Annotated in this window: 13 protein-coding genes and 1 pseudogene; 7 read left to right on the top strand and 7 right to left on the bottom strand. The window is 69.0% G+C overall.

Annotated features, from left to right (window positions below; translation table 11 throughout):
* Positions 1–38: 38 nt before the first annotated feature.
* Positions 39–371: a cupin domain-containing protein gene (locus tag RF650_RS02115; protein WP_131332090.1), complete on the top strand. Its 333-nt coding sequence runs from the start codon at positions 39–41 to the stop codon at positions 369–371.
* Here the strand turns inward: RF650_RS02115 and nadC are convergent.
* The 4 genes from nadC to RF650_RS02135 are packed head-to-tail and all read right to left on the bottom strand — an operon-like array spanning position 368 to position 5,062.
* Positions 368–1,267, bottom strand: coding sequence for a carboxylating nicotinate-nucleotide diphosphorylase (nadC, locus tag RF650_RS02120; RefSeq protein ID WP_286737422.1), 900 nt, complete (start codon positions 1,265–1,267; stop codon positions 368–370). The genes RF650_RS02115 and nadC overlap by 4 nt on opposite strands.
* Positions 1,245–3,023, bottom strand: a complete 1,779-nt coding sequence (locus tag RF650_RS02125; protein ID WP_368813941.1) for an L-aspartate oxidase — start codon at positions 3,021–3,023, stop codon at positions 1,245–1,247. The genes nadC and RF650_RS02125 overlap by 23 nt, the downstream gene beginning before the upstream one ends.
* A gap of 3 nt (positions 3,024–3,026) precedes the next feature.
* Positions 3,027–4,358: a quinolinate synthase NadA gene (gene nadA / locus RF650_RS02130; RefSeq protein WP_131332093.1), complete on the bottom strand. Its 1,332-nt coding sequence runs from the start codon at positions 4,356–4,358 to the stop codon at positions 3,027–3,029.
* A complete protein-coding gene (locus RF650_RS02135) occupies positions 4,355–5,062 on the bottom strand; it encodes an NUDIX domain-containing protein (RefSeq protein ID WP_131332094.1) in 708 nt (235 codons plus the stop codon). Before RF650_RS02135 ends, nadA begins: the two co-directional genes overlap by 4 nt.
* Positions 5,063–5,484: 422 nt before the next feature.
* Between RF650_RS02135 and RF650_RS02140 the strand changes: the two genes are divergently transcribed.
* Both RF650_RS02140 and RF650_RS02145 read left to right on the top strand, forming a co-directional pair.
* Positions 5,485–5,637, top strand: coding sequence for a hypothetical protein (locus tag RF650_RS02140; protein ID WP_368813942.1), 153 nt, complete (start codon positions 5,485–5,487; stop codon positions 5,635–5,637).
* Between the two features lie 104 nt (positions 5,638–5,741).
* Positions 5,742–7,865, top strand: coding sequence for an AAA family ATPase (locus tag RF650_RS02145; RefSeq protein WP_368813943.1), 2,124 nt, complete (start codon positions 5,742–5,744; stop codon positions 7,863–7,865).
* 6 nt (positions 7,866–7,871) lie between these two features.
* Here RF650_RS02145 and RF650_RS02150 read toward each other — a convergent pair whose 3' ends face one another.
* A complete protein-coding gene (locus RF650_RS02150; RefSeq protein ID WP_311254040.1) occupies positions 7,872–9,245 on the bottom strand; it encodes an amino acid permease in 1,374 nt (457 codons plus the stop codon).
* Positions 9,246–9,590: 345 nt separating this feature from the next.
* Here RF650_RS02150 and RF650_RS02155 point away from each other — a divergent pair, with 345 nt between their 5' ends.
* The gene (locus RF650_RS02155) at positions 9,591–11,150 is read left to right on the top strand and encodes an AbgT family transporter (RefSeq protein WP_368813944.1); all 1,560 of its coding nucleotides are present in this window, start codon (positions 9,591–9,593) and stop codon (positions 11,148–11,150) included.
* A gap of 91 nt (positions 11,151–11,241) precedes the next feature.
* Here RF650_RS02155 and RF650_RS02160 read toward each other — a convergent pair whose 3' ends face one another.
* Positions 11,242–14,037 carry a hypothetical protein gene (locus RF650_RS02160; RefSeq protein ID WP_368813945.1) on the bottom strand — a complete coding sequence of 932 codons (2,796 nt, stop codon included), beginning with the start codon at positions 14,035–14,037 and terminating at the stop codon, positions 11,242–11,244.
* Between the two features lie 260 nt (positions 14,038–14,297).
* On the opposite strand from RF650_RS02160, the gene RF650_RS02165 reads away from it, so the two are divergent.
* Positions 14,298–16,373 (top strand): glycoside hydrolase family 15 protein, encoded by a 2,076-nt coding sequence (locus RF650_RS02165; protein ID WP_368813946.1) that lies wholly within the window; start codon positions 14,298–14,300, stop codon positions 16,371–16,373.
* Between the two features lie 121 nt (positions 16,374–16,494).
* Here the strand turns inward: RF650_RS02165 and RF650_RS02170 are convergent.
* Positions 16,495–17,586, bottom strand: a pseudogene (locus tag RF650_RS02170) (S8 family peptidase).
* A gap of 617 nt (positions 17,587–18,203) precedes the next feature.
* Between RF650_RS02170 and RF650_RS02175 the strand changes: the two are divergent.
* Together RF650_RS02175 and RF650_RS02180 are read left to right on the top strand one after the other, a co-directional pair.
* Positions 18,204–19,580 (top strand): L-serine ammonia-lyase, encoded by a 1,377-nt coding sequence (locus tag RF650_RS02175; protein WP_368813947.1) that lies wholly within the window; start codon positions 18,204–18,206, stop codon positions 19,578–19,580.
* A gap of 16 nt (positions 19,581–19,596) precedes the next feature.
* Positions 19,597–20,109: a metallophosphoesterase gene (locus RF650_RS02180; protein ID WP_368813948.1), complete on the top strand. Its 513-nt coding sequence runs from the start codon at positions 19,597–19,599 to the stop codon at positions 20,107–20,109.
* The last annotated feature ends 2 nt before the right edge of the window (positions 20,110–20,111 follow it).

Raw genomic sequence — 20,111 nt, forward strand, 5'->3', positions numbered from 1 at the left:
CCCGTGACGGGCGATGAGCCGGACTGTAAAGATGAACCATGGAAGAAAACACGCTGACCACCATTGCCCAGGACATGCTCACCGAGGCGCGCGAGGCGTCCAGCGGGCGTTCCGCCCACCACCTCAACGGCGGCCGCGAGCACACGCTGCAGCAGACCATGATCGCGCTGGCCGAGGGCCAGGACCTCAAGGAACACGAGAACCCGGGCGAGGCCACGATCCAGGTGATCACGGGCCGGGTGGAGCTCGTCGCCGGCGACGAATCCGTGCAGCTCGGTCCTGCCCAGTACGCCGTGATCCCGCAGCAGCGTCACTCTCTGCACGCGCCCGAGGACTCCGTGGTGCTGCTGACGCTCGTGAACAAGGGCTAGTCCACGGCCACGTCCAGACCCAGGTCCAATGCGCGCACCGAATGGGTGAGCGCGCCCACGGAGATGACATCCACGCCGGTGGAGGCCACCCTGCCGATGGTCTCCAGCGTGATGCCACCGGATGCCTCCACGATGGCGCGACCGTCCACCACGGCCACGCCGCTGATCAGGTCCGAGTGGGCGAAGTTGTCCAGCATGATGGTGTCCACCCCGCCGGCCAGGACGTCCTCGATCTGATCGAGCCGGTCCACCTCCACCTCAACGTGCGTGGTGTGCGGCAGCTTCTTGCGCAGTTCGCGCAGCGCGTGGGTCACGGAGGTACCGTCCGCGGTGAGCACGGCCAGGTGGTTGTCCTTGAGCATCACGGCGTCCGAGAGGCCGAATCGATGATTGTTGCCGCCGCCGCACGTCACCGCGTGCTTCTCCAACGCTCGTAGTCCGGGGGTGGTCTTGCGGGTGTCGGTCACGCGGGTGCGCGTGATGGTCCCGGCGGGCAGGTTGTTGGCGCGTTCCACCTCTGCCACGGCCTTCTCGACCTCGGCCACGTACCGGGCGGTGAGCGTCGCGATCCCGGACATCCGCTGCACGAGGTTCAGCACGGTGCGTTCGGCGCTCAGCAGTGGTCGCGCCGGGCCGGTGATGGTCGCGATGGCGGTTCCGGGGGTCAGCGGGTCACCATCGCATACGTGGAGCGTGACCTCCAGGCCCGAGTCCGCCGTGGCGAAGCCGGTCCGGATGATCTCTTCTCCCGCAAAAATTCCTGCTTCCCGCGAGGTGATCGTGGTGGTGGCGGTCGCCGCGGCAGGGATCACGAGCTCGGAGGTGATGTCACCCCACGGCGCATCCTCGGCCAGGCTCGCACGCATCACGACTTCAACGGCTGAGCGAGTCAGCATGGTCTGTCCTTTCGGGGGTGGGTGCTGCGGATCCGGAGGCAATCCATGCGGTGCTCGTGGCCAGGCGGGGGTCGGTGGCCGGATGGTCCACGCGCTGATGGGCTCCGCGGGATTCGGTGCGAGCCAACGAGGCGCATACGAGCGCGTGCCCCACGGTCAGGAGGTTCCGGTCCTCCGCTTCAGCCAGGGTTCCAGGGGCCGCCGCCGTATCCTCCTCGTCCGACGACGACGCCGCGAGCCAGCCTTCCAGCCGCGCCTTCGCCCGTTTGAGGCCCTCGGCGGTGCGGAACACCCCGGCGCCCTGCCACATGGCTTGCTGCAGGCCAGCGCGGGAGAACGGTTCGGTGCCGGCCGAGTCCGTCGAGGACGGTGCCCTTCCCGTGGAATACGGCCTGGTGCTGAGCAGCGGGTCGTTTCGGTCTGCCAGGCGGGGCTGGACGTGGGCCGTTGCCTCATCGAGCACGCGCGGCTCCGGTTCGTTGCAGAGGGCCACGGGCGACGCGTCCGCGGGTTCCCCCGGACCGGCGAGCAGTTCGCCGATACTGCGGCCGAGGACCGTGGCTTCCAGCAGGGAATTCGAGGCCAGGCGGTTGGCCCCGTGCATGCCGGTGCGGGCACATTCCCCGGCGGCCCACAGTCCGGGAACAGTGGTGCGGCCCAGCGCATCGGTGGCGATGCCACCCATGAGGTAGTGCGCGGCGGGGCTCACGGGGACCCACTCGGTGGACCAGTCGATGCCTCGCCTCGTGAGTTCGGCGTGGATGGACGGGAACCGGCGGGCCAGGAACTCGGCGCGGGTCAGCCCGGGCGGGACGGGGATCGTGGAGCAGTCCAGGTATGCGGCGCCGTCGTCGGATGCCGTGCGCGCCGCGAAGACCGCGCGCGCCACCACGTCCCGGGGAGCGAGTTCCGCGCGGGGGTCCACATCGGTCATGAAGCGGTGGCCGTGCTGATCGCGCAGTACCGCTCCCTCACCGCGGACCGCCTCGGAGATCAGGAACGAACCCGGAGCGGCCATTGCGGTGGGGTGGAACTGGAAGAACTCCAGGTCACGCACCTGGGCACCGGCGCGCAGGGCCAGTGCGATGCCGTCCCCGGTGGCCACCTGGGGATTGGTCGTCCACGGATACAGCTGACCCGCGCCACCCGTGGCGAGCACCACGTGGTCCGCGGGGAGGAACTCCTCGTCGCCCAGCTCTCCGCCGTGGAGAACCGGGCGGACGGTGCAGCCCACGACCCGGTCACCGACCACGATGACGTCCGTGACCAGGGTGTATTCGCGCAGACGGATATGTCCCCCGCGGGCCATCTCGCGTGCCCGAGCGGACAGAGCCTCCTGGATCGCGTGCCCCGTGGCGTCGCCCCCGGCATGCAGGATGCGCGAGATGCTGTGCGCAGCCTCCAGGCCCTGCACCCACGGGGAGTCGGGGCCGGCCACGTGGTCGAAGGCGACGCCGTGGTCTGTGAGGTCGCGAACAGCCGCGGCGGAGTCCCGGACGACCCCGTGCACCACCAGCGGATCACACAAGCCCGCACCGGCCACCAGGGTGTCCTGGACGTGCAGCCGTACCGAATCCGCTGGGTTTCCGCCGGGGAGGGAGCCGGTCATCGCGGCCATCCCACCTTGGGCGCGATCGGTCGCGGTGTGGGTGAGTGCGGCCTTGGTGACCACGGTGACGCGGGCACCGGCCTCCGCCGCGGACAAGGCCGCGCTGAGACCGGCGACCCCGGTGCCGATGACCAGGACGTCAGTCATGACTCACGCCCTCGGGACGGCGGCGAGCATGCGTTCGAGAGCCACGGACGCCTCCCGTGCGACGTCCTCGGCCACGGACACCTGATTGATCACGCGACCGGCCACGAGTTCCTCCAGGACCCACGCGAGGTAGCCCGGGTGGATGCGGTACATCGTGGAGCACGGGCAGATCACGGGATCCAGGCAGAAGATCGTGTGCTCGGGATGCTCCGCGGCCAAACGGTTGACCATGTTGATCTCGGTACCGATCGCGAACGTCTGCCCCGGCTCCGCGGCCTCCACGGCCTTGCGGATGTGGTCGGTGGAGCCCGAGGAATCGGCGGCGTCCACGACCTCCATGGGGGACTCGGGGTGCACGATCACGGTGCAGCCGGGGTATTCCGCGCGGGCCTTCTCGATCTGGCCCACGGTGAAGCGCTTGTGGACGGAGCAGAAGCCGTGCCACAGGATCACGCGGGAATCCTGGAGGACCTGCGCGGTGTTGCCGCCCAGCTCCCTGCGGGGATCCCACAGGGGCATGTGCTCCAGCGGCACACCCATGGCCTTGGCGGTGTTGCGACCCAGGTGCTGGTCCGGGAAGAACAGCACGCGCTGGCCGCGGCCGAAGGCCCAGTCCAGCACGGTCCGCGCGTTCGAGGACGTGCACACGATTCCGCCGTTGCGACCGCAGAACGCCTTGAGCGCGGCGGACGAGTTCATGTAGGTCACGGGGATCACGGAGGCGAGCGGCTCGCCGTCCTCGCCCATGATCGTCCGGCCGTGGGCGTCCGTGGCGTGGGGGCCGAACACGTCCATGAGATCCGCCCAGCACTCCTCCACGGAATCCGCGTCCGCCATGTCCGCCATGGAGCACCCCGCAGCGGGATTGGGAAGGATCACGGACTGGCCGCCCCGGGAGAGGATGTCCGCCGTCTCGGCCATGAAGTGCACACCGCAGAACACGATGGCTTCCGCCTCCGGGTGCGCCTTGGCCTGCTGCGCGAGCTGGAACGAATCACCGATGAAGTCCGCGTGGTTGACCACTTCGTCCCGCTGGTAGAAGTGCCCCATGACGACGGCGCGCTCACCCAGAGTCTTCTTGGCCGCCGTGATCATGGCGTCCAGTTCCTCGGGGGAGGCATCCCGGTAGCGCTGCGGAATGGTGGGCTGCGCGGGGGAGCCGGCCGGAGCGGCGTCGTCCTGGGAAGCACCCGGGCCGTAACCCGCCGAGAGCGGGGCGGGGAACTCCCACGGGTCCTGGGTGAGAGCGGCGTTGCACGAACCGCCCTCAAGGGTCGCCGCGGTGCCGGATGGGCGGGTGGGTAGCAGCGTGAGTCGGGTGGCCACGGAGGTCATGGGGTCTCCTCGGTACGGTTTGACGGGGATGGGCGGAAGAGTCCGGGCGGTTCGGCCGCCGCGAAGCGGTACAGCGTGGGAGGGCGGTGCCGGGCGCCGGCGAGGCGCTCGCCGGTGTCTCGGAGCTGGCCGGAGGACAGGACGTGGCGCCGGAAATTGGGGGGATCCAGGGCTTTGCTGATGATGGCTTCGTGCACCTCGCGCAGGGCCGCGATCGTGAACGTCTCCGGCAGGAACGCCCGGGCCACGGTTGGCTCGGCGATGCGACCGCGCAGGTGTTCCAGGGCGTGGGCCACGATGAGTGAGTGGTCGAACGCGAGGTCCGGCAGGTCGGTGACGCGCAGCCACGTGACGTTGAGGTCGTTCTCGCCCATCGCGGCCTCTTGTGGCGGGAGGGAGGCCCAGTAGACCACGGTGACCTGGCGTTCTTCGGCCCCGGCGGAGCGGGTCAGCCCGCCGAACGTGGCCAGTTGTTCCAGGTGGGTGGGGGCCAACCCGGTGGTCAGGGTGAGGCTGCGCAGGGCGGAGTCCTCGAGATCTTCAGTGGATCGCAATGGACCGCCCGGCAAAGCCCACATGCCGCGGTAGGGATCGCGAATCCGGCGGACCAGGGGTAACCACAGCTCGTGGGCACTGTTCTCGCCCGTGGGGCGGACCGTGAAGATCACCGTGGACACGGCCAGCAGCACGCGCTGATCGGTCATGGCGGCTCCCCGGTCTTCGACGCCCCGCGGGGCCGGATCGTTAGTGTCAAGATGACTCTAACTTGCTAAAGTCGTTATGACCATAAGTGCGACGGGATGCTTCACCCAGCAGGGAGCAGGGCGGTCCACCGAGCGGGGGTCCCGTTCCCCGGGGATGCCAGGAGACCATCGGGTGCGGGAGTGTGTCGGCGGGCCCGGCTTGCCGCGCGCCGTCGCCGACGCCGTCGGGGCGAGGGGTCGAACGCTCGGGATGCCTGCTACCGTGTGCCGTCGCGGTTGCCGTCGTCCCCCACGGCCGTCGAGTCCGTCGCGTTGGAGGTGGCCCCACCGCGCCGTAGCTGGCGTCCAGGTCCGAGTGTTCGACGCCGGCCCGGGAGAGGATCTCGCGACCGTAGCGGACTGCTTCAACAACCATTCCGCCGTTGGCCACCACGGCGGCGGTGATCCGTGCCGCGAAGTCCACGGCGAGCACGTCCGTCCCGGGGCCGTGGGACTGGGATGTGTGCTGGGTGCTCACGGGTGGACCGTCCTCGGACTCGCGGGTGATGGATGTGGCCGGTGGTGGGTGTTGCTGATGGTGGGTGCCGCTGGTCAGCCTCATTCAGGGCGGGGAGGCCGGACCCCGCAGTGGGCGCGGTAGGGTCACACGTGCACCGCCGCATGGAAAGGATATGCCCGGGTGAACGCGACCAATCCCTCCGAGTTGGTTCTCACCGGCGAGTTCCGGGAGGCCCTGCAGCGGCTGCACCACGGGGAGAGCGTGTTCCTCACGGGCAAGGCCGGGACCGGTAAGTCCACCCTGATCTGGGAGTTCATGGCCCACACCCGGCGCAACGTGGTGGTCGTGGCACCCACGGGTATCGCGGCGTTGAACGTGGGCGGGTACACGATCCACCGGTTGCTCTCGTTGGCCCCGGGGATGTCCCCGGAGGAGGTGCGGCGCGGGCGGTACTACCCCGGCCGGTTCGCGGCCACCCTGCGCGAGTTGCACACGCTGATCGTGGACGAGGCGTCCATGGTCCGTGCGGATCTCTTCGACTGCCTCGTGGCCGCCCTGGAACGTTTCGGCCCCAAACCCGGGCGCAAGTACGGCGGTGTGCAGCTGGTGTTGGTGGGGGACCTCTACCAGTTGCCGCCCGTGGTCACAGATCACGAACGCGAGTACTTCGCGACCCGCTACTCCACCCCGTACTTCTTCTCCGCGGACACCTACCACCGGGACGACTTCGCCACGGTGGAACTGACCACAGTGTTCCGTCAGCTCGGGGACGACCGTCTCGTGGACATCCTCAATGCCGTGCGGGAGGGTGCGCTGCTCGAGGAGGCCCGCCGGGAGCTCAACGCCCGCACCGACCCGGACTTCACCCCGCCCATCGACGAGTTCTGGCTGACCCTGACCACGACCAACCGGATGGCCACGTCCCGCAACCGCGGGATGCTCGAGCAGATCCCCGAGCCGGCCGTGCACCACTCCGCGATCCTCACGGGGCAGCTGGACGGGTTCGAGATCCCCGTGGACCGGGAGCTCGTGTTCAAACGCGGCGCGCAGGTCATGATGCTCACCAACGATCCCTCCGACCGGTGGGTCAACGGCACGATCGCCAAGGTGGCCGACCACTTCTGGGAGGACGGCGAGCTCATCGTGTACATCGAGCTCCCCGACGGTCACCTGGCCAAGGTCGAACCCAACCTGTGGGAGGTGACGCGGCCCGCCGTCGAACACGGAACGCTGCGCCACGACGTGATCGGGAGGTACACGCAGCTGCCGTTCCGTCTCGCGTGGGCGGTGACCATCCACAAGAGCCAGGGACAGACGCTCGACAATGTGGTGGTGGACCTGACCGGGGGCACGTTCGCCGACGGCCTGGAGCTGAGCACCCTGGTCAACCCCACGCGGGACATGGGGGACGCGCGCAGCGCATACGGGATCACCGCGGGCCAGGTCCAGCTCGCGCCCCTGCTCACGGACGCGTGGGCCGCGCTCGCCCCGCACCTCGCGGGTCGCGTCCCCGTGGGCGCGGACATCGACCGCCAGCTCGGGTACCTCGATCACGAGCTCAAACGCACGGGGTACGTCACGCACATGCCCCTGGGGTACGACGTCGCCGCGGGGCGGGTCTCCGCCCAGCAGCGCCGCGGTCTCGGGGCGGCGACGGCGCTCGAACGGGCCCGTGCGGTGCGTGAGATCGCGGCTTCGTCGGGCGTCGCGGAGGGACTGGCCGATCCGTTCCCCGAAGCTCAGGACCGGTCGGGCTATCTCATGCCCCGGCCGGACGGTGTCACCGGGTTCACCGTGCGGTGCAGTGCGGATACCGCGGGGCACCCGGGTGCGGTACTCGCCGAGAAGTTGCGGGAGGCCGGGGAGCGCGGGCGGCTCTCCGCGCAGAGCCTCGCGGTGGTGCGCGCCGTGGAGGAGCACACGGGTGAGTACATCCTGGACGGGTCGGCCGATGCGGCTCAGGGGATCGAGGCCGTCCTGGTGCCGGGTGCGCGGATCTGTTTCACCGGAACGGTGATCGGCCCCGACGGGCGGGAGGTCTACCGGGAGGACCTCGAGGACATGGCCGTGGAGCGTGGGCTGCAGCCGGTGGCCAACGTGACCAAGACCCGCTGCGACGTCCTGGTCACCGCGGAGGACGGCTCGCAGTCGAACAAGGCCAAGAACGCCGCGAAGTGGGGCAAGCCGGTGTTCACCGCCCGGGAGTTCACGGCGTGGTGGCGGGGTGAGCCCGCCTCCGCCGGGCCGGAGTCGGCCGCGGAAGCGGGCGTGGTGATCCGCCCACTGATCGACCCGGCCGGCTGAACCGGGTTACCTGGAACCGGTGGCCACGGGATCCGTGGTGACCGCAGCGGCGTCGTCGGGCAGGACCGTGCGCTCGCGGCCCTTGCCGCGCACGAACGCGAAGAACACCGCCGTCATGATCACGAGCCACGCGAGCCCGGCGCTCAGGGCGATGCGGGTGTCCGGGGTGAAGGCGAGCAGCACGATCACGAACGCCATGAACGCGAGTGCCGCGTACGTGCTCACGCGACCGCCGGGCAGGGGGTAGGAACTGTGCGGGGCGCCGGCGCGGGCGCGCTCGCGGGACATGCCCAGGTGGGAGACCAGGATCATGATCCACACCCACACGGTCGCGAACGTGGCCAGGGACGCGATGATCAGGAACACGTTCTCCGGGATCACCGCGTTGAGCACCACACCGATCAACAGCACCACGGCCATGAGCGCCACGGTGAGGGTGGGCACGCCGCTGCGGCCCACATGGGTGAACGCGCGCGGCGCGTGACCCTGCTGCGCGAGCCCGTAGACCATGCGCCCGGAACCGAAGATGTCCGAGTTGATCGCGGAGATTGCCGCGGTGATGATCACCGCGTTGAGGATGTGGGGTGCGAACGGGATGCCCAGGGAGTCGAAGATCTGCACGAAGGGGCTGACCTCGCCGGTGACCTCGTTCCACGGGAAGAGGCTCATGAGCACGAACAGGGTCAGCACGTAGAACAGCAGGATCCGCACGGGCACCGTGTTGATCGCGGCGGGGATGGTCTTGGCGGGGATCCGGGCCTCACCGGCGGTGATGCCGATGGTCTCGATCCCGCCGAACGCGAACATCACCACGGAGAAGGACAGCAGCAGACTCGTGAACCCGTTGGGGAAGAGACCGCCGTGATCCACCAGGTTGTGCAGCCCGGGCGGGGTGTCGGAGGGGACGGCGAATCCGAAGAGCAGGATCGCGAAACCGCCCACGATCATGAGGATGATGGCCGTGACCTTCACGACCGAGAGCCAGAACTCCAGCTCACCGAAGATCTTGACGTTGAGAAGGTTCAGCCCGGTGATCAGCAGCACGATGGCCAGCACCCAGATCCACTGGGGTGTGTCCGGGAACCAGAACTGCATGTAGATGCCGAACGCCGTGACGTCCGCGAGGGCCACGATCGCCATCTCGAACACGAACGTCCACCCTGTGATGAAACCGGCCAGGGGACCCAGGTAGCGGCCGGCGTACTGACCGAAGGACCCCGAGACGGGGTGGAGCACGGCCATCTCACCGAGCGCACGCATCACCAGGAACACCACGGCCCCGCCCACGATGTACGCGAACAGCACCGCGGGGCCCGCGGTCTGGATGGCCGAGGCCGAGCCGTAGAACAGCCCCGTCCCGATCGCCGAGCCGAGGGCCATGAAGCGGATGTGGCGCACGGTCAGTCCGCGTTTGAGGGCGGCGGGGAATTCGCTCACGGGCGGTCCTTCTCGAGGGTTACCAGGTGGTGGCCGGGGCACCGCGCACCAGGGGCGGCCGGATCCGGGCCTCTAGGAGATTACACCGGGCGCGTACCCGCCCCGGCTCGTGGGGCGAGGATGAACGGGGTGCGCGCCAGGATGCAGGTGCGCCGGCGGAACAGGACGTCGGTGTATCGGTGACAAAGGTGCGCCACGTCACCACTGCTGCGCCGTAATCACGTGTCATGGCCCCGCGATTGCGTACGTTGGGCGCAGCACGACTCCGCCGGCAGAACGGAACCAGAGATGTCCTCGTCCACGCCCCGTGCCCGCTCGCACGGCACACAGAAGGGGACCGGTGGTCTGCTCCGGGTCCTGAACTGGATCGAGTGGGTGGGCAACAAGCTTCCCGACCCGTTCTGGCTGTTCCTCCTGCTCGCGGGGGTCGTGATCCTGCTCAGCTGGATCCTCTCCGCCGTGGGACTCAGCGCGGTCAACCCCGCCACGGGCGAGACGGTGGCGGTCACCAACCTGTTGGCCCCGGACGGGCTGCGCAAGATGGTCGCGGAAGCGGTCACGAACTTCGTGGAGTTCCCGCCCCTGGGGCTCGTGGTCGTGATCCTGTTGGGCGTGGCCGTGGCCGAACAGTCCGGAATGCTCTCCGCGGCGCTGCGCGGCTCGGTGTCCCGCGTGGGTCCCAAGTGGCTGACCTTCGTCCTGGCACTCACGGGCATCATGGGGTCCATCGCCTCGGACGCGATGTACGTGGTGCTGATCCCCCTGGGTGCGCTCGCGTTCAAGGCCGCCGGCCGGTCCCCGGTCGTGGGGCTCGTGGTGGCGTTCTGCTCGGTCGCGGCGGGCTTCAACGCGTCCCTGTTGCCGACGGCGTCGGACGCCCTCCTGGGTGGCATCACCACCGCCGCCGCGGGGCTGATCGACGACAGCGTGATCGTCACCCCGGTCTCCAATTACTTCTTCACCTTCGTGTCGTCGCTCGTGCTCGCGGCGATCATCACCCTGGTCACGGAGACCGTGCTCGCCAAACGCGGTGCGGCGCTCGAGGAGGACACGGATACCAAGCAGCAGAACATGGGGGACTTCGAGGACATGCGCCTGAAGCCCCGAGAGAAGCGGGGTCTGCGCAACGCCGGCATCGCGTTCGCGATCATGCTCGTGATCTATCTCGCGGTCCTGCTGATCCCCGGCTCACCCCTGCGCGCGGAGGACGGTTCCGTGCTGATGTCCCCGCTGCTGCTCAACGTGGGCATCGTGATCGCGGTGATGTTCGCCGTCGTCGGCTGGATCTACGGACGGGCCGCCGGGACCATGACCGAGGCGCGACAGATCCCCGAGGCCATGGCCACGGGACTGACCACCGTGACCCCCGTGCTGGTGCTGTTCTTCGCCGCGGCCCAGTTCACAGCGTACTTCCAGTGGTCCGGGATCGGTCCCGTCCTGGCGATCTACGGCGCGGACTTCATCGGCTCGCTGGGGCTGCACCCCATCCTCACGTTCACCGGGATCGTGGCGATCGTGGCCGTGATGAACCTGCTCATCACCTCGGGCTCGGCGCAGTGGACCCTGCTGGCCCCGGTGATGGTGCCCATGCTCATGCTGCTCGACGTCTCACCGGAGATGACCCAGGCGTTGTTCCGGATCGGGGATTCCCCCACCAATGTGATCAGCCCCGTGAGCCCGTACTTCGCCCTGGTCCTCGGGTACCTGCGCCGCTACCAGAAGGAAGCGGGCGTGGGCACGCTCATCTCCCTGGTGCTGCCGGTCTCGATCGCCATGCTCATCGGCTGGTTCCTGCTGTTCATCGTGTGGTACCTGCTGGGTCTGCCGCTGGGCCCGCAGGACCTGTGAGGCCCGGCATATCGGCCCTGCGTGAACGGCGCCCCTTCCCGACGTGTGGAAACGCGTGGGAAGGGGGCGCCGTTCCAGTGGAGGTCACTGCTCAGTCGTTGGCGTTGATCGTGAGCTCGTTCCCGGACACGCTCACGGTCCCGTAACCGGAGACGCTCGAGGTGGTGTCCCGGTCAGTCCAGTCGGCGGGCTCGTCGTCGTACTCCTCGTTGTACTGGTAGTCCAGCCGCACCTCGCCGGAGCGGTCGGTCGTGAAGGTCGCCTGGTTCCCGTACGAGGACACCGAGTAGGTGGGGTAGCGCTGGATGCTCCACCGGGGATTGCGGTAGTCCTCGTCGTCACCGTAGATCGAGTACCCGAACGGGCAGCCCTCGGGCTCGAACTCCGTGCTCTGGGCGCACCTGTCCAGGGTCGCGTTGAGCTGCTTGGTCAGGTCCTCCTCCAGGGCGGGCGTGAAGGACGGCTGGAAGGACATCACGGGCGCGGAGGACGGCGAACCGGCGCGGATCTCCGCCACCTGGTTCCCGCCGTACGTCACGTACTTGCTCGAGGAGCTCACACCCACGGCGTAGTCACCGGGCAGCACCGTGTACTCCACGGTGTGGGGCTGGCCCTGCGTGTCCACGGACACCTTCTTCCCGTTGACGTCGAGCTCACCGACTCCCGCGGGCACCTCCACGGTGAGCGCCTGGTAGAGAGGCACCCCCGCGCTCTCGTCCACGCGCCACGACTTGAACAGGCCGTTCCGGGAGTCACTGACCATGGGCAGCGCCACGGGCGTGGTGACGCCGTCCTGGGTCACGGTCGCGTTGACCGTGGCGCGGTCCCCGTCGATGGTCGTGTCCTTGATCTCGTACGAGGAGATCCGGTTCTGCGCCGCGCCGTAGACGTCGTCGGTGAGCAGGGCGCGCTGGCCGCTGCTGACGTTGGGATTCGCGATCTCCGCGGCGTGGGTGGCGTTGCCATCCGTAACGGAGCGCAGCAGGTCCTCGGCTTGGTTGTCCGGGCCGAACACGGTGCGGCTCAGCACGGAGAACACCACGGTCGCGAGCACGGCCAGCAGGATCAGGGTGCCCACGATGATCGCGATCAACCGGATCCGCTTCTTCGTCGCGGGGTCCATGGGGGCGCGCTGCGCCGGCATGCGCGTGGTCGCCCCGGGATCGTCGTAGCTCGGCAGCACCCGGGTCTCGTCGCCGCTCCCGGCGTGCGGTCCGGAGTAGGCCGCAGTCGCGTCCTGCAGGGCCGTCGTCGCCGTCGGTTCGGCGCTCGGGTGCTGCGCTGACGACGTCGTTGCGGGGGCTTCCGGAGCGGGCGTCGCCCGGGTGCCGACCCCGGCGAGTCCCGCACCCGCGAGTCCCGCGCCACCCATGGCGGCCGCGGAGGCCACCACGGCCGCCCGGCCCCGGGAGCGCTCCGAACCGCGCAGTCCGCGGGTCACCCGGCGCGGCAGGGTGTGCATGAACGCGGGCACCACCAAGCGGGCGAGCAGTTCGATGATCACGCCCCACACCAAGAACACGAGACACGTCCAGCCGGCCGGCCGCAGGCTGAACACCGCGTTGCTCGAGCCGACCATGCCCCCGGAGGCATATCCGCCCACGCGCAGCAACCACGGGGCCAGCAGGCCCAGCAGGAAGTAGGTGACGGGCAGCACCGTCCACGCCAGCGGGGTGCGCGCCACACGCTCGTCCAGGGGACGCACGTGCGCCCACGTGATGGCCGCACACACCGCGGACACGAGGGCCAGCAGGATGCACAGCACCACGGCCCACACGGGGACGGTACCTTCCGACCACAGGTAGAACGCGTCGGAGCGCCCGGTCAGTCCGGTGAGCGACGTCGCCGCCCCGCCCGCTGTGAGCGCGGACAGCAGCGAGAGGACGAATAGCCAGCCCACCGCGATCGGCAACCAGAACAGGGCGGAGAAGCCGGCGGGGGCGCCACCCTCGACGAACGCGTAGATCAGCAGCCCGAGTCCGGCCACGGTGCCGAACACCGAGAACTGGACGGCGATGGGCCGCAGCACCTGCAGCACGCCGGGGGTCGAACGTTCGGCGCCGACCACGATGCGTCCCGGGGAGACTTGGGTGGAGCGCGCGTTCAGGGCGGCCGCCACGCTCAGCAGGCCCACGAGGAACAGGACCGGGAAGAGGCCCCCGCCCAGGGCCGTGAGGCGCACGCGGATGTCCGAGGCGAAGAACGGCACGTCCAGGCGCAGCACCGTGAGGGCGGTGACGACCAGCGCCAGCGCGGCCCACGTCAGTCCGCTCACGGCGGCCATGAGCCACTGCACCCCGCGGGTCTCCACGCGCATGCGGGTGGAGAGCTTGCGTGCGATGAGCCACGCGGTGAGGATCCCGCACGCCAGGGCGAAGTACTGGGGGACGGTGATCCCGGCGGAGACTCCCTCGCCCCCGAAGCTGAGGATGAGCCGCAGCGGGACCAGGGCCGCCATGGCCGCGAGCTGGAACGGGACGGACAGGATCCAGCGCAGCCCGGAGGTGTCGGTGTCCAGGCCCGTGGCGTTGCTGATCTCCTCGTTAAGGCGGTCGGTCGTGGATCCCCCGTCCGAGTCCCCCTGGAGGGCGAGCCCCAGGATGCTCAACACCAGGGCGATCACGATGCCCACCACGGTTCCCACGTAGCCGCCCACGCCCGCGAGCACGGGAACCCACCAGTGTCGCGCGGTCATCGTGGGCAGCGCCGCCGGGGGCCGGTGGCCCGCACCCCGGGCAGCAGCGGCGTCGTGCTGAGCGTCGAGGTCATGCTGGACTCCGGGGTCATGCCGCGCGGTTCCCGGTGATGTGGTTGCGGACAATTCTTCGGTGTCGTCGGGACCCGGTTCGCGGGCCTTGCCCGCCGGGTCGTGCGCCGATGAAGGCATTCGTTTCTCCCCAGAATCACGCGATGAAAGCCCAAGAACCCACCTGGGCAATTCCTGGATACCAGAAGAATGCGTACGGAAAGCGCCGGGCTATTCGATCGGGGGACAGGTTCGTGAATAAGTCAATATTTGACGTGTGCGCACGGGGCTCCGGCGAGGAGTACCGGGACGGCGGCGGGGCGTGTTCGGTGCGGCGTCATCATCCGGCCCCGCACATCACCGAGGGACGGGGCCCGTGACCGTAATGATGGAATAGGCCCATGAGTACCCCTCTGGAGGACTACGCACTGCTCGCGGACCTGCAGACCGGGCCGTTGGTGTCCCGGGACGGAAGCGTGGACTGGTTGTGCTTCCCGCGCTTCGATTCACCCGCCGTGTTCTGCGCCCTGCTGGGGGACGAGAGCAACGGGCACTGGAAACTCAGCGCCGTGGACGGACACGTGGTCTCCCGTCGCTACGTCCCGGACACCTTCGTGCTGGAGACCGAGTGGCGGACGCCCACCGGACGGGTGCGCGTGACCGACTTCCTGCCGCCCAGTGACGACCACGCGGATCTGGTGCGGCGCGTGAAGTGCTTCGAGGGTACCGCGGAGGTGGAGCACGATCTGCGGTTCCGCTTCGACTACGGCAAGGTCATCCCGTGGGTGCGCCGTGTGCAACTGGGCAACCAACGCCCCCGGCACCCGGATGAGGCGCGGTTGGGGGATTCCGCCACCGAACCCCACCCGGTGGGCACGTCCGAGGAACCCGGCCGTGCGGCGTCGAACCCGGAAACGGTGACAGCCGGCGAGCGGCACGGCCGGCACCCGGACTTCAAAAAGCTGCTACGGGAGATCTCCGCGCGCATCGCGCTCAGTACGTCTCGCGCGGACCACGGGCTGCTGGCCGTGGCCGGCCCGGACGCCCTGCTGCTCACGGGCCCGGACCTGGAGCCGTACGAGGAAGACGCGGAGGGCAATCCCGTGGAGGTGCTGCACCGTGAGCACGATCCCGGCAGCGACATCCGGGTGATGGAGGGGATCCGCCGGGGACACCGTGGCCGGTTCACGCTGCACGAGGGCGAGGGCATGGACTGGGTGCTCACGTGGAGCCACTCGTACGAAGAGCTGCCCGTCCCCGCGGACCCGGACAGCGCCCAACGGGCCACGGAGGACTTCTGGCGCGGCTGGGCCTCGGACGTGGAGTCCCGCGGCGAGTTCGACGGCGCGGTCTCCCGTTCCCTGCTCGTGTTGCGCGGACTCACCCACGCCCGCACCGGCGGGATCGTGGCGGCGGCGACCGCGGCGTTGCCCGAGGACTTCGGGGGCGAGCGCAACTGGGACTACCGCTTCACGTGGTTGCGGGACGCCGCCCTGACCATCGAGGTCCTTGTGGAACACCGGCACACGCACGGTGCGCTGCTGTGGCGTGACTGGTTGCTGCGCGCCGTGGCCGGGGACCCGCAACAACTGCAGATCATGTACGGCGTGGACGGGCGCCGGGACCTCGCTGAACGGGAGCTGGATCACCTCAGCGGCTACGAGAATTCGCGGCCCGTGCGGATCGGTAACGGCGCGGTGGCGCAGTACCAGGCGGATGTTGCGGGCGAGGTCATGATGGTCCTGGCCACCCTGCGGGACAACGGGGTGGAGGAGAACGACTACTCGTGGGGTCTGCAGTGCAACCTGTTGGGCTTTTGTGAGCTGCGCATGGACGAGCCGGACAACGGGATCTGGGAGATGCGCGGGGACACGCATTTCTTCACGCACGGCCGCGTGATGATGTGGGCCGCGTTCAACGAGGGCATCCGGGCCGTGACCGAACACGGGCTCACGGGGGACGTGGCGCACTGGAAAGAGATGCGCGATCGTCTGCACCGCGAGATCTGGGACAAAGGGTACAACCGGGACCTCGGGTACTTCACCCAGACCTACGACAACACGGAGGTGGACGCCTCCCTCCTGCAACTTCCGCAGACCGGGTTCATCGCGCCCGACCACCCCGCGATGCTGCGCACCGTGGGGCGGATCGAGCACGAGTTGCAGGGCGAGGAGGGGCAGGTGTGGCGCTACCGCACCACCGACGCGGGTACGTCCATGGACGGGCTGTCCGGGCGGGAGTGCCCGTTCCTGATCTGCACGTTCTGGCTCGTGGAGCAGTACGCGCGCTCCGGGCGCATTGAGGACGCCCAGCGGTTGATGCGCACCACCGTGGGTTTCGCCTCGGACCTGGGTCTGCTCTCCGAGGAGTACGACGTCGCTCAGCACCGTCTGGCGGGCAACTTCCCCCAGGCGTTCAGTCACCTGGGACTGATCCGCGCCGCGGACGCGCTGGAGGCCGCTCAGCGCGACTCCTGAGGGGAGTCGGGCCGAGCGGCCTCGGGCGGAGCTGCCCACCAGGGGTGGCTCAGGGTCGAGCGGCCCGGAACGATCGGCTCAGGTTCGGAGCCGGCTCACGCCGATCAGCTCGGGCTGAGGGTCAGCGAGCCCCGGTGAGCAGCGAGGTGTTCAGCATGAGGTTCGCCGAACCGTGCACGTTGTCGATCGTGCCGGGGATCGCGCTGGACTTGAGCGCGCGCTCCACCTCCGCCACGCCGGCGTTCGGGTGCTGCTCGAGGTACAGCGCCGCCGTGCCCGCCACGTGCGGGGTGGCCATAGAGGTCCCGGAGATCGTATTGGTCGCGGAGTCACTGGACGGCCAGGCCGAGGTGATGTCCGTGCCCGGGTCCAGGATGTCCACACAGGAGCCCCAGTTCGAGAAGCTCGAGAGCTGGTCGCGGCGATCCGTGGAGCCCACCGTGATGGCGGCGCTCGCGCGGGCCGGGGAGTAGTTGCACGCGTTGTTCGCGTCATTGCCCGCGGCCACGAGGGGCACCACGCCGGCGCTGATCATCCGGTTGATCGCGCTGTCCATGGCGGTGGAGACCCCACCGCCCAGGCTCATGTTGGCCACGGCCGGACCGTTGACGGTGGAGGAGACCCAGTCCATGCCCGCCACGATGCCGGCGGTGGAGCCGATGCCGTCACAGCCCAGCACGCGCACGGGCATGATGTTCGTGGACTTGGCCACGCCCTAGGTGGACCCACCCACGGTGCCGGCCACGTGGGTGCCGTGACCGTTGCAGTCGCCGCTGCCGTAACCGTCGTCGATCGCGGTCACACCGGGGGAGACCCGGCCGCGGAACTGGGAGTGGGTGGCGCGCACGCCCGTGTCGATCACGTAGGTCGTGACACCCGCGCCGGTGGCCGAGTAGTTGTAGGTCCCGTTGAGCGGCAGGTCCTTCTGGTCGGAGCGGTCCAGGCCCCACGTGGCGTTGGACTGGGACGCGGTGGCCTTGACGGTCTTGTTCTTCTCCACGACCGCCACGCCCGGGTCCGCGTTGAGGGTCTTGACCTGGGCGGGGCTCAGGTCAGCGGTGAAACCACCGATGGTGTTGAACTGCTGCTTGACCTTGACGCCCTTGGACTGCCACTTGTCCACCTGCTTCTGGGTGGCCTTGGCCACGGCCGTGCGGGCCGCCCTGCTCGCCGGACCGGCGGGTGCCTTGCTGGCGGCCGGCAGTTCCAGCATGACCACGTACTCGCCGCCGGACACGTCCAGGACCTTGGCCCCCCTGGTTGATGGAGTTCTGCGCGGACGCGTTTTCCGCCGGGGTGTTGGCGGGTGCCGCGATGCCCGGGGAGACCGTGCCCAGGACGACAGCGGCCGCGGCGGCCGTGGCGAGGAATGCGTTTCTCTTGCTCATGGAGGGAATCCTTCGTTCGGTGGGCAACCGAGATCCGAGGAAACGAGCCCGTGGATTTCGTGAACGACCAGAGTGACGAGAAAGTGCCGTTTCCCGTGCACGAGAAACGGGGGCGGCGGGACAGAGGGCGCATTCCAGTACCGCATGAAAGACCGTTTCCGCACGTCCAGGCCGGGTTCTCGAATGCGAGTTCACCGTAATCGGATCGTTATCAAGTGAACAATGGCCAAACGGCCAGACTCTCAAAAACACGTGTCACCTATTTGTTCGGCGGCTCGGCCGCGCTCGTCATGGGCTCCTCACCCCTTCGACAGTTGCCCACTATGTGAGACCCACGTACCTTGGGTGTGTTCCGCGCGACCCATCCGCGTCGCGCGGCCGCCCGGCTCCGCACGGCCCCACCAGGCCGCTTCCCGGAGCCCGACAGTGGGGAGACCGCGACGTGGCACTCAGTGCTCTGGATTTGTTCTCGGTGGGTATCGGACCGTCGTCCTCCCACACGGTGGGGCCCATGCGGGCCGCACGGCTCTTCGTGGCCGGGCTCGCCGCCGACGCCCTGCTGGAGTCCGTGACCCGGGTCCACTCCCAGCTCTTCGGCTCCTTGGGGGCCACCGGGTGGGGCCACGGATCGGACAAGGCCGTGGTGCTGGGGCTCATGGGCGAGGACCCCGAGACCGTGGACACGGACCTCGCGGACCAGAAGGTCGCGCTCGCGGGAGAGAAAGGGCAACTGCTGCTCGGGGGCACACACCCCGTGACCTTCGACCGTTCCCGTGACGTGATCATGCACCGCAGGAAGTCCCTGCCCACCCACCCCAACGGGATGAGCTTCACCGCCTACGACGCCGCCGGCGAGGTCATCCGCGAACGGATCTACTACTCCGTGGGCGGCGGTTTCGTGGTGGACGAGTCCGCGAGCGGTGCGGACAAGGTGGTCGCGGACAGCACCCCCGTGGCCTACCCGTTCAGCACGGGTGATGAATTGTTGGCCATCTGCGAGACCGAGGGTCTGAACATCGCCCAGATCATGGCCGCGAACGAGCTGTCGTGGCGGCCCGCGGAACAGACCCGGGAGCAGCTGCTGCACATCTGGTCCGTAATGCAGGAATGTGTGGAGAACGGGTGCACGCGCGAGGAGAAGACCCTGCCCGGGGGACTGAAGGTGCGCCGTCGTGCGCCGGAGATGCGCAAGCGTCTGCTCGCCAAGGAACCCGGCAACGACCCCCTCTACGGCATGGACTGGGTCAACCTGTACGCGCTCGCGGTCAACGAGGAGAACGCGTCCGGCGGGCGGATCGTGACCGCCCCCACGAACGGTGCGGCGGGGATCATCCCCGCGGTGCTGCATTTCTACACGCGGTTCATGGTGGACGTGTGCGACGACAAGATCGTCGACTTCCTGCTCACCGCCGCGGCGATCGGGATCGTGATCAAGGAGAACGCCTCGATCTCCGGCGCCGAGGTGGGTTGCCAGGGCGAGGTGGGATCGGCGTGTTCCATGGCGGCCGCCGGCCTGTGCGCCGTGCTGGGCGGGAGCCCGCGGCAGGTGGAGTGCGCCGCGGAAATGGGGGTCGAGCACAACCTCGGGCTCACGTGCGACCCCGTGGGCGGGCTCGTGCAGATCCCGTGCATCGAGCGCAACGCGATCGCGAGCGTCAAGGCCATCAACTCCGCCCGGCTGTCCATGCAGGGGGACGGGACCCACAAGGTCTCCCTGGATCAAGTGGTCAAGACCATGCGGGAGACCGGCGCGGACATGAAGATCAAGTACAAGGAGACCTCGCGCGGCGGCCTCGCGGTCAACGTGATCGAGTGCTGACGGGCACAATGGGGGCGTGAGCACCTCGATCCTCCTCCTCGCGGACACCCACCTGCCCAAGCGGGCCAAGGCCCTCCCGGACCAGGTGTGGCGCGAGGTCGACGCCGCGGACGTGGTGCTCCACGCCGGTGACTGGGTGGACCTGGCCACGTTCGAGTCCCTCGAGCAGCGCTCCCGGAAGCTGATCGCGGTGTGGGGCAACAACGACGGCCCCGAGTTACGCGAACGCATGCCTGAAACCGCATACTGGGAACTCGAGGGGGTGCGGTTCGCCATGACGCACGAGACCGGCGCCTCAAGCGGACGGGAGCGGCGTATGGACCGGGCGTTCCCGGACATCGACGTCCTGGTCTTCGGCCATAGCCACATCCCGTGGGACACCGTGGCGCCCTCCGGGATGCGCTTGCTCAACCCCGGCAGCCCCACCGACCGGCGGCGCCAACCACACTGCACGTACATGCGCGCGGTCGCTGACGCGGGTGCCCTCACGAGCGTGGAGCTGATCCGGTTACCGCCGCGCACCGTCTAGGG

The organism is Kocuria sp. CPCC 205297 (assembly GCF_040981035.1).
Taxonomy (GTDB): Bacteria; Actinomycetota; Actinomycetes; order Actinomycetales; family Micrococcaceae; genus Kocuria; species Kocuria marina.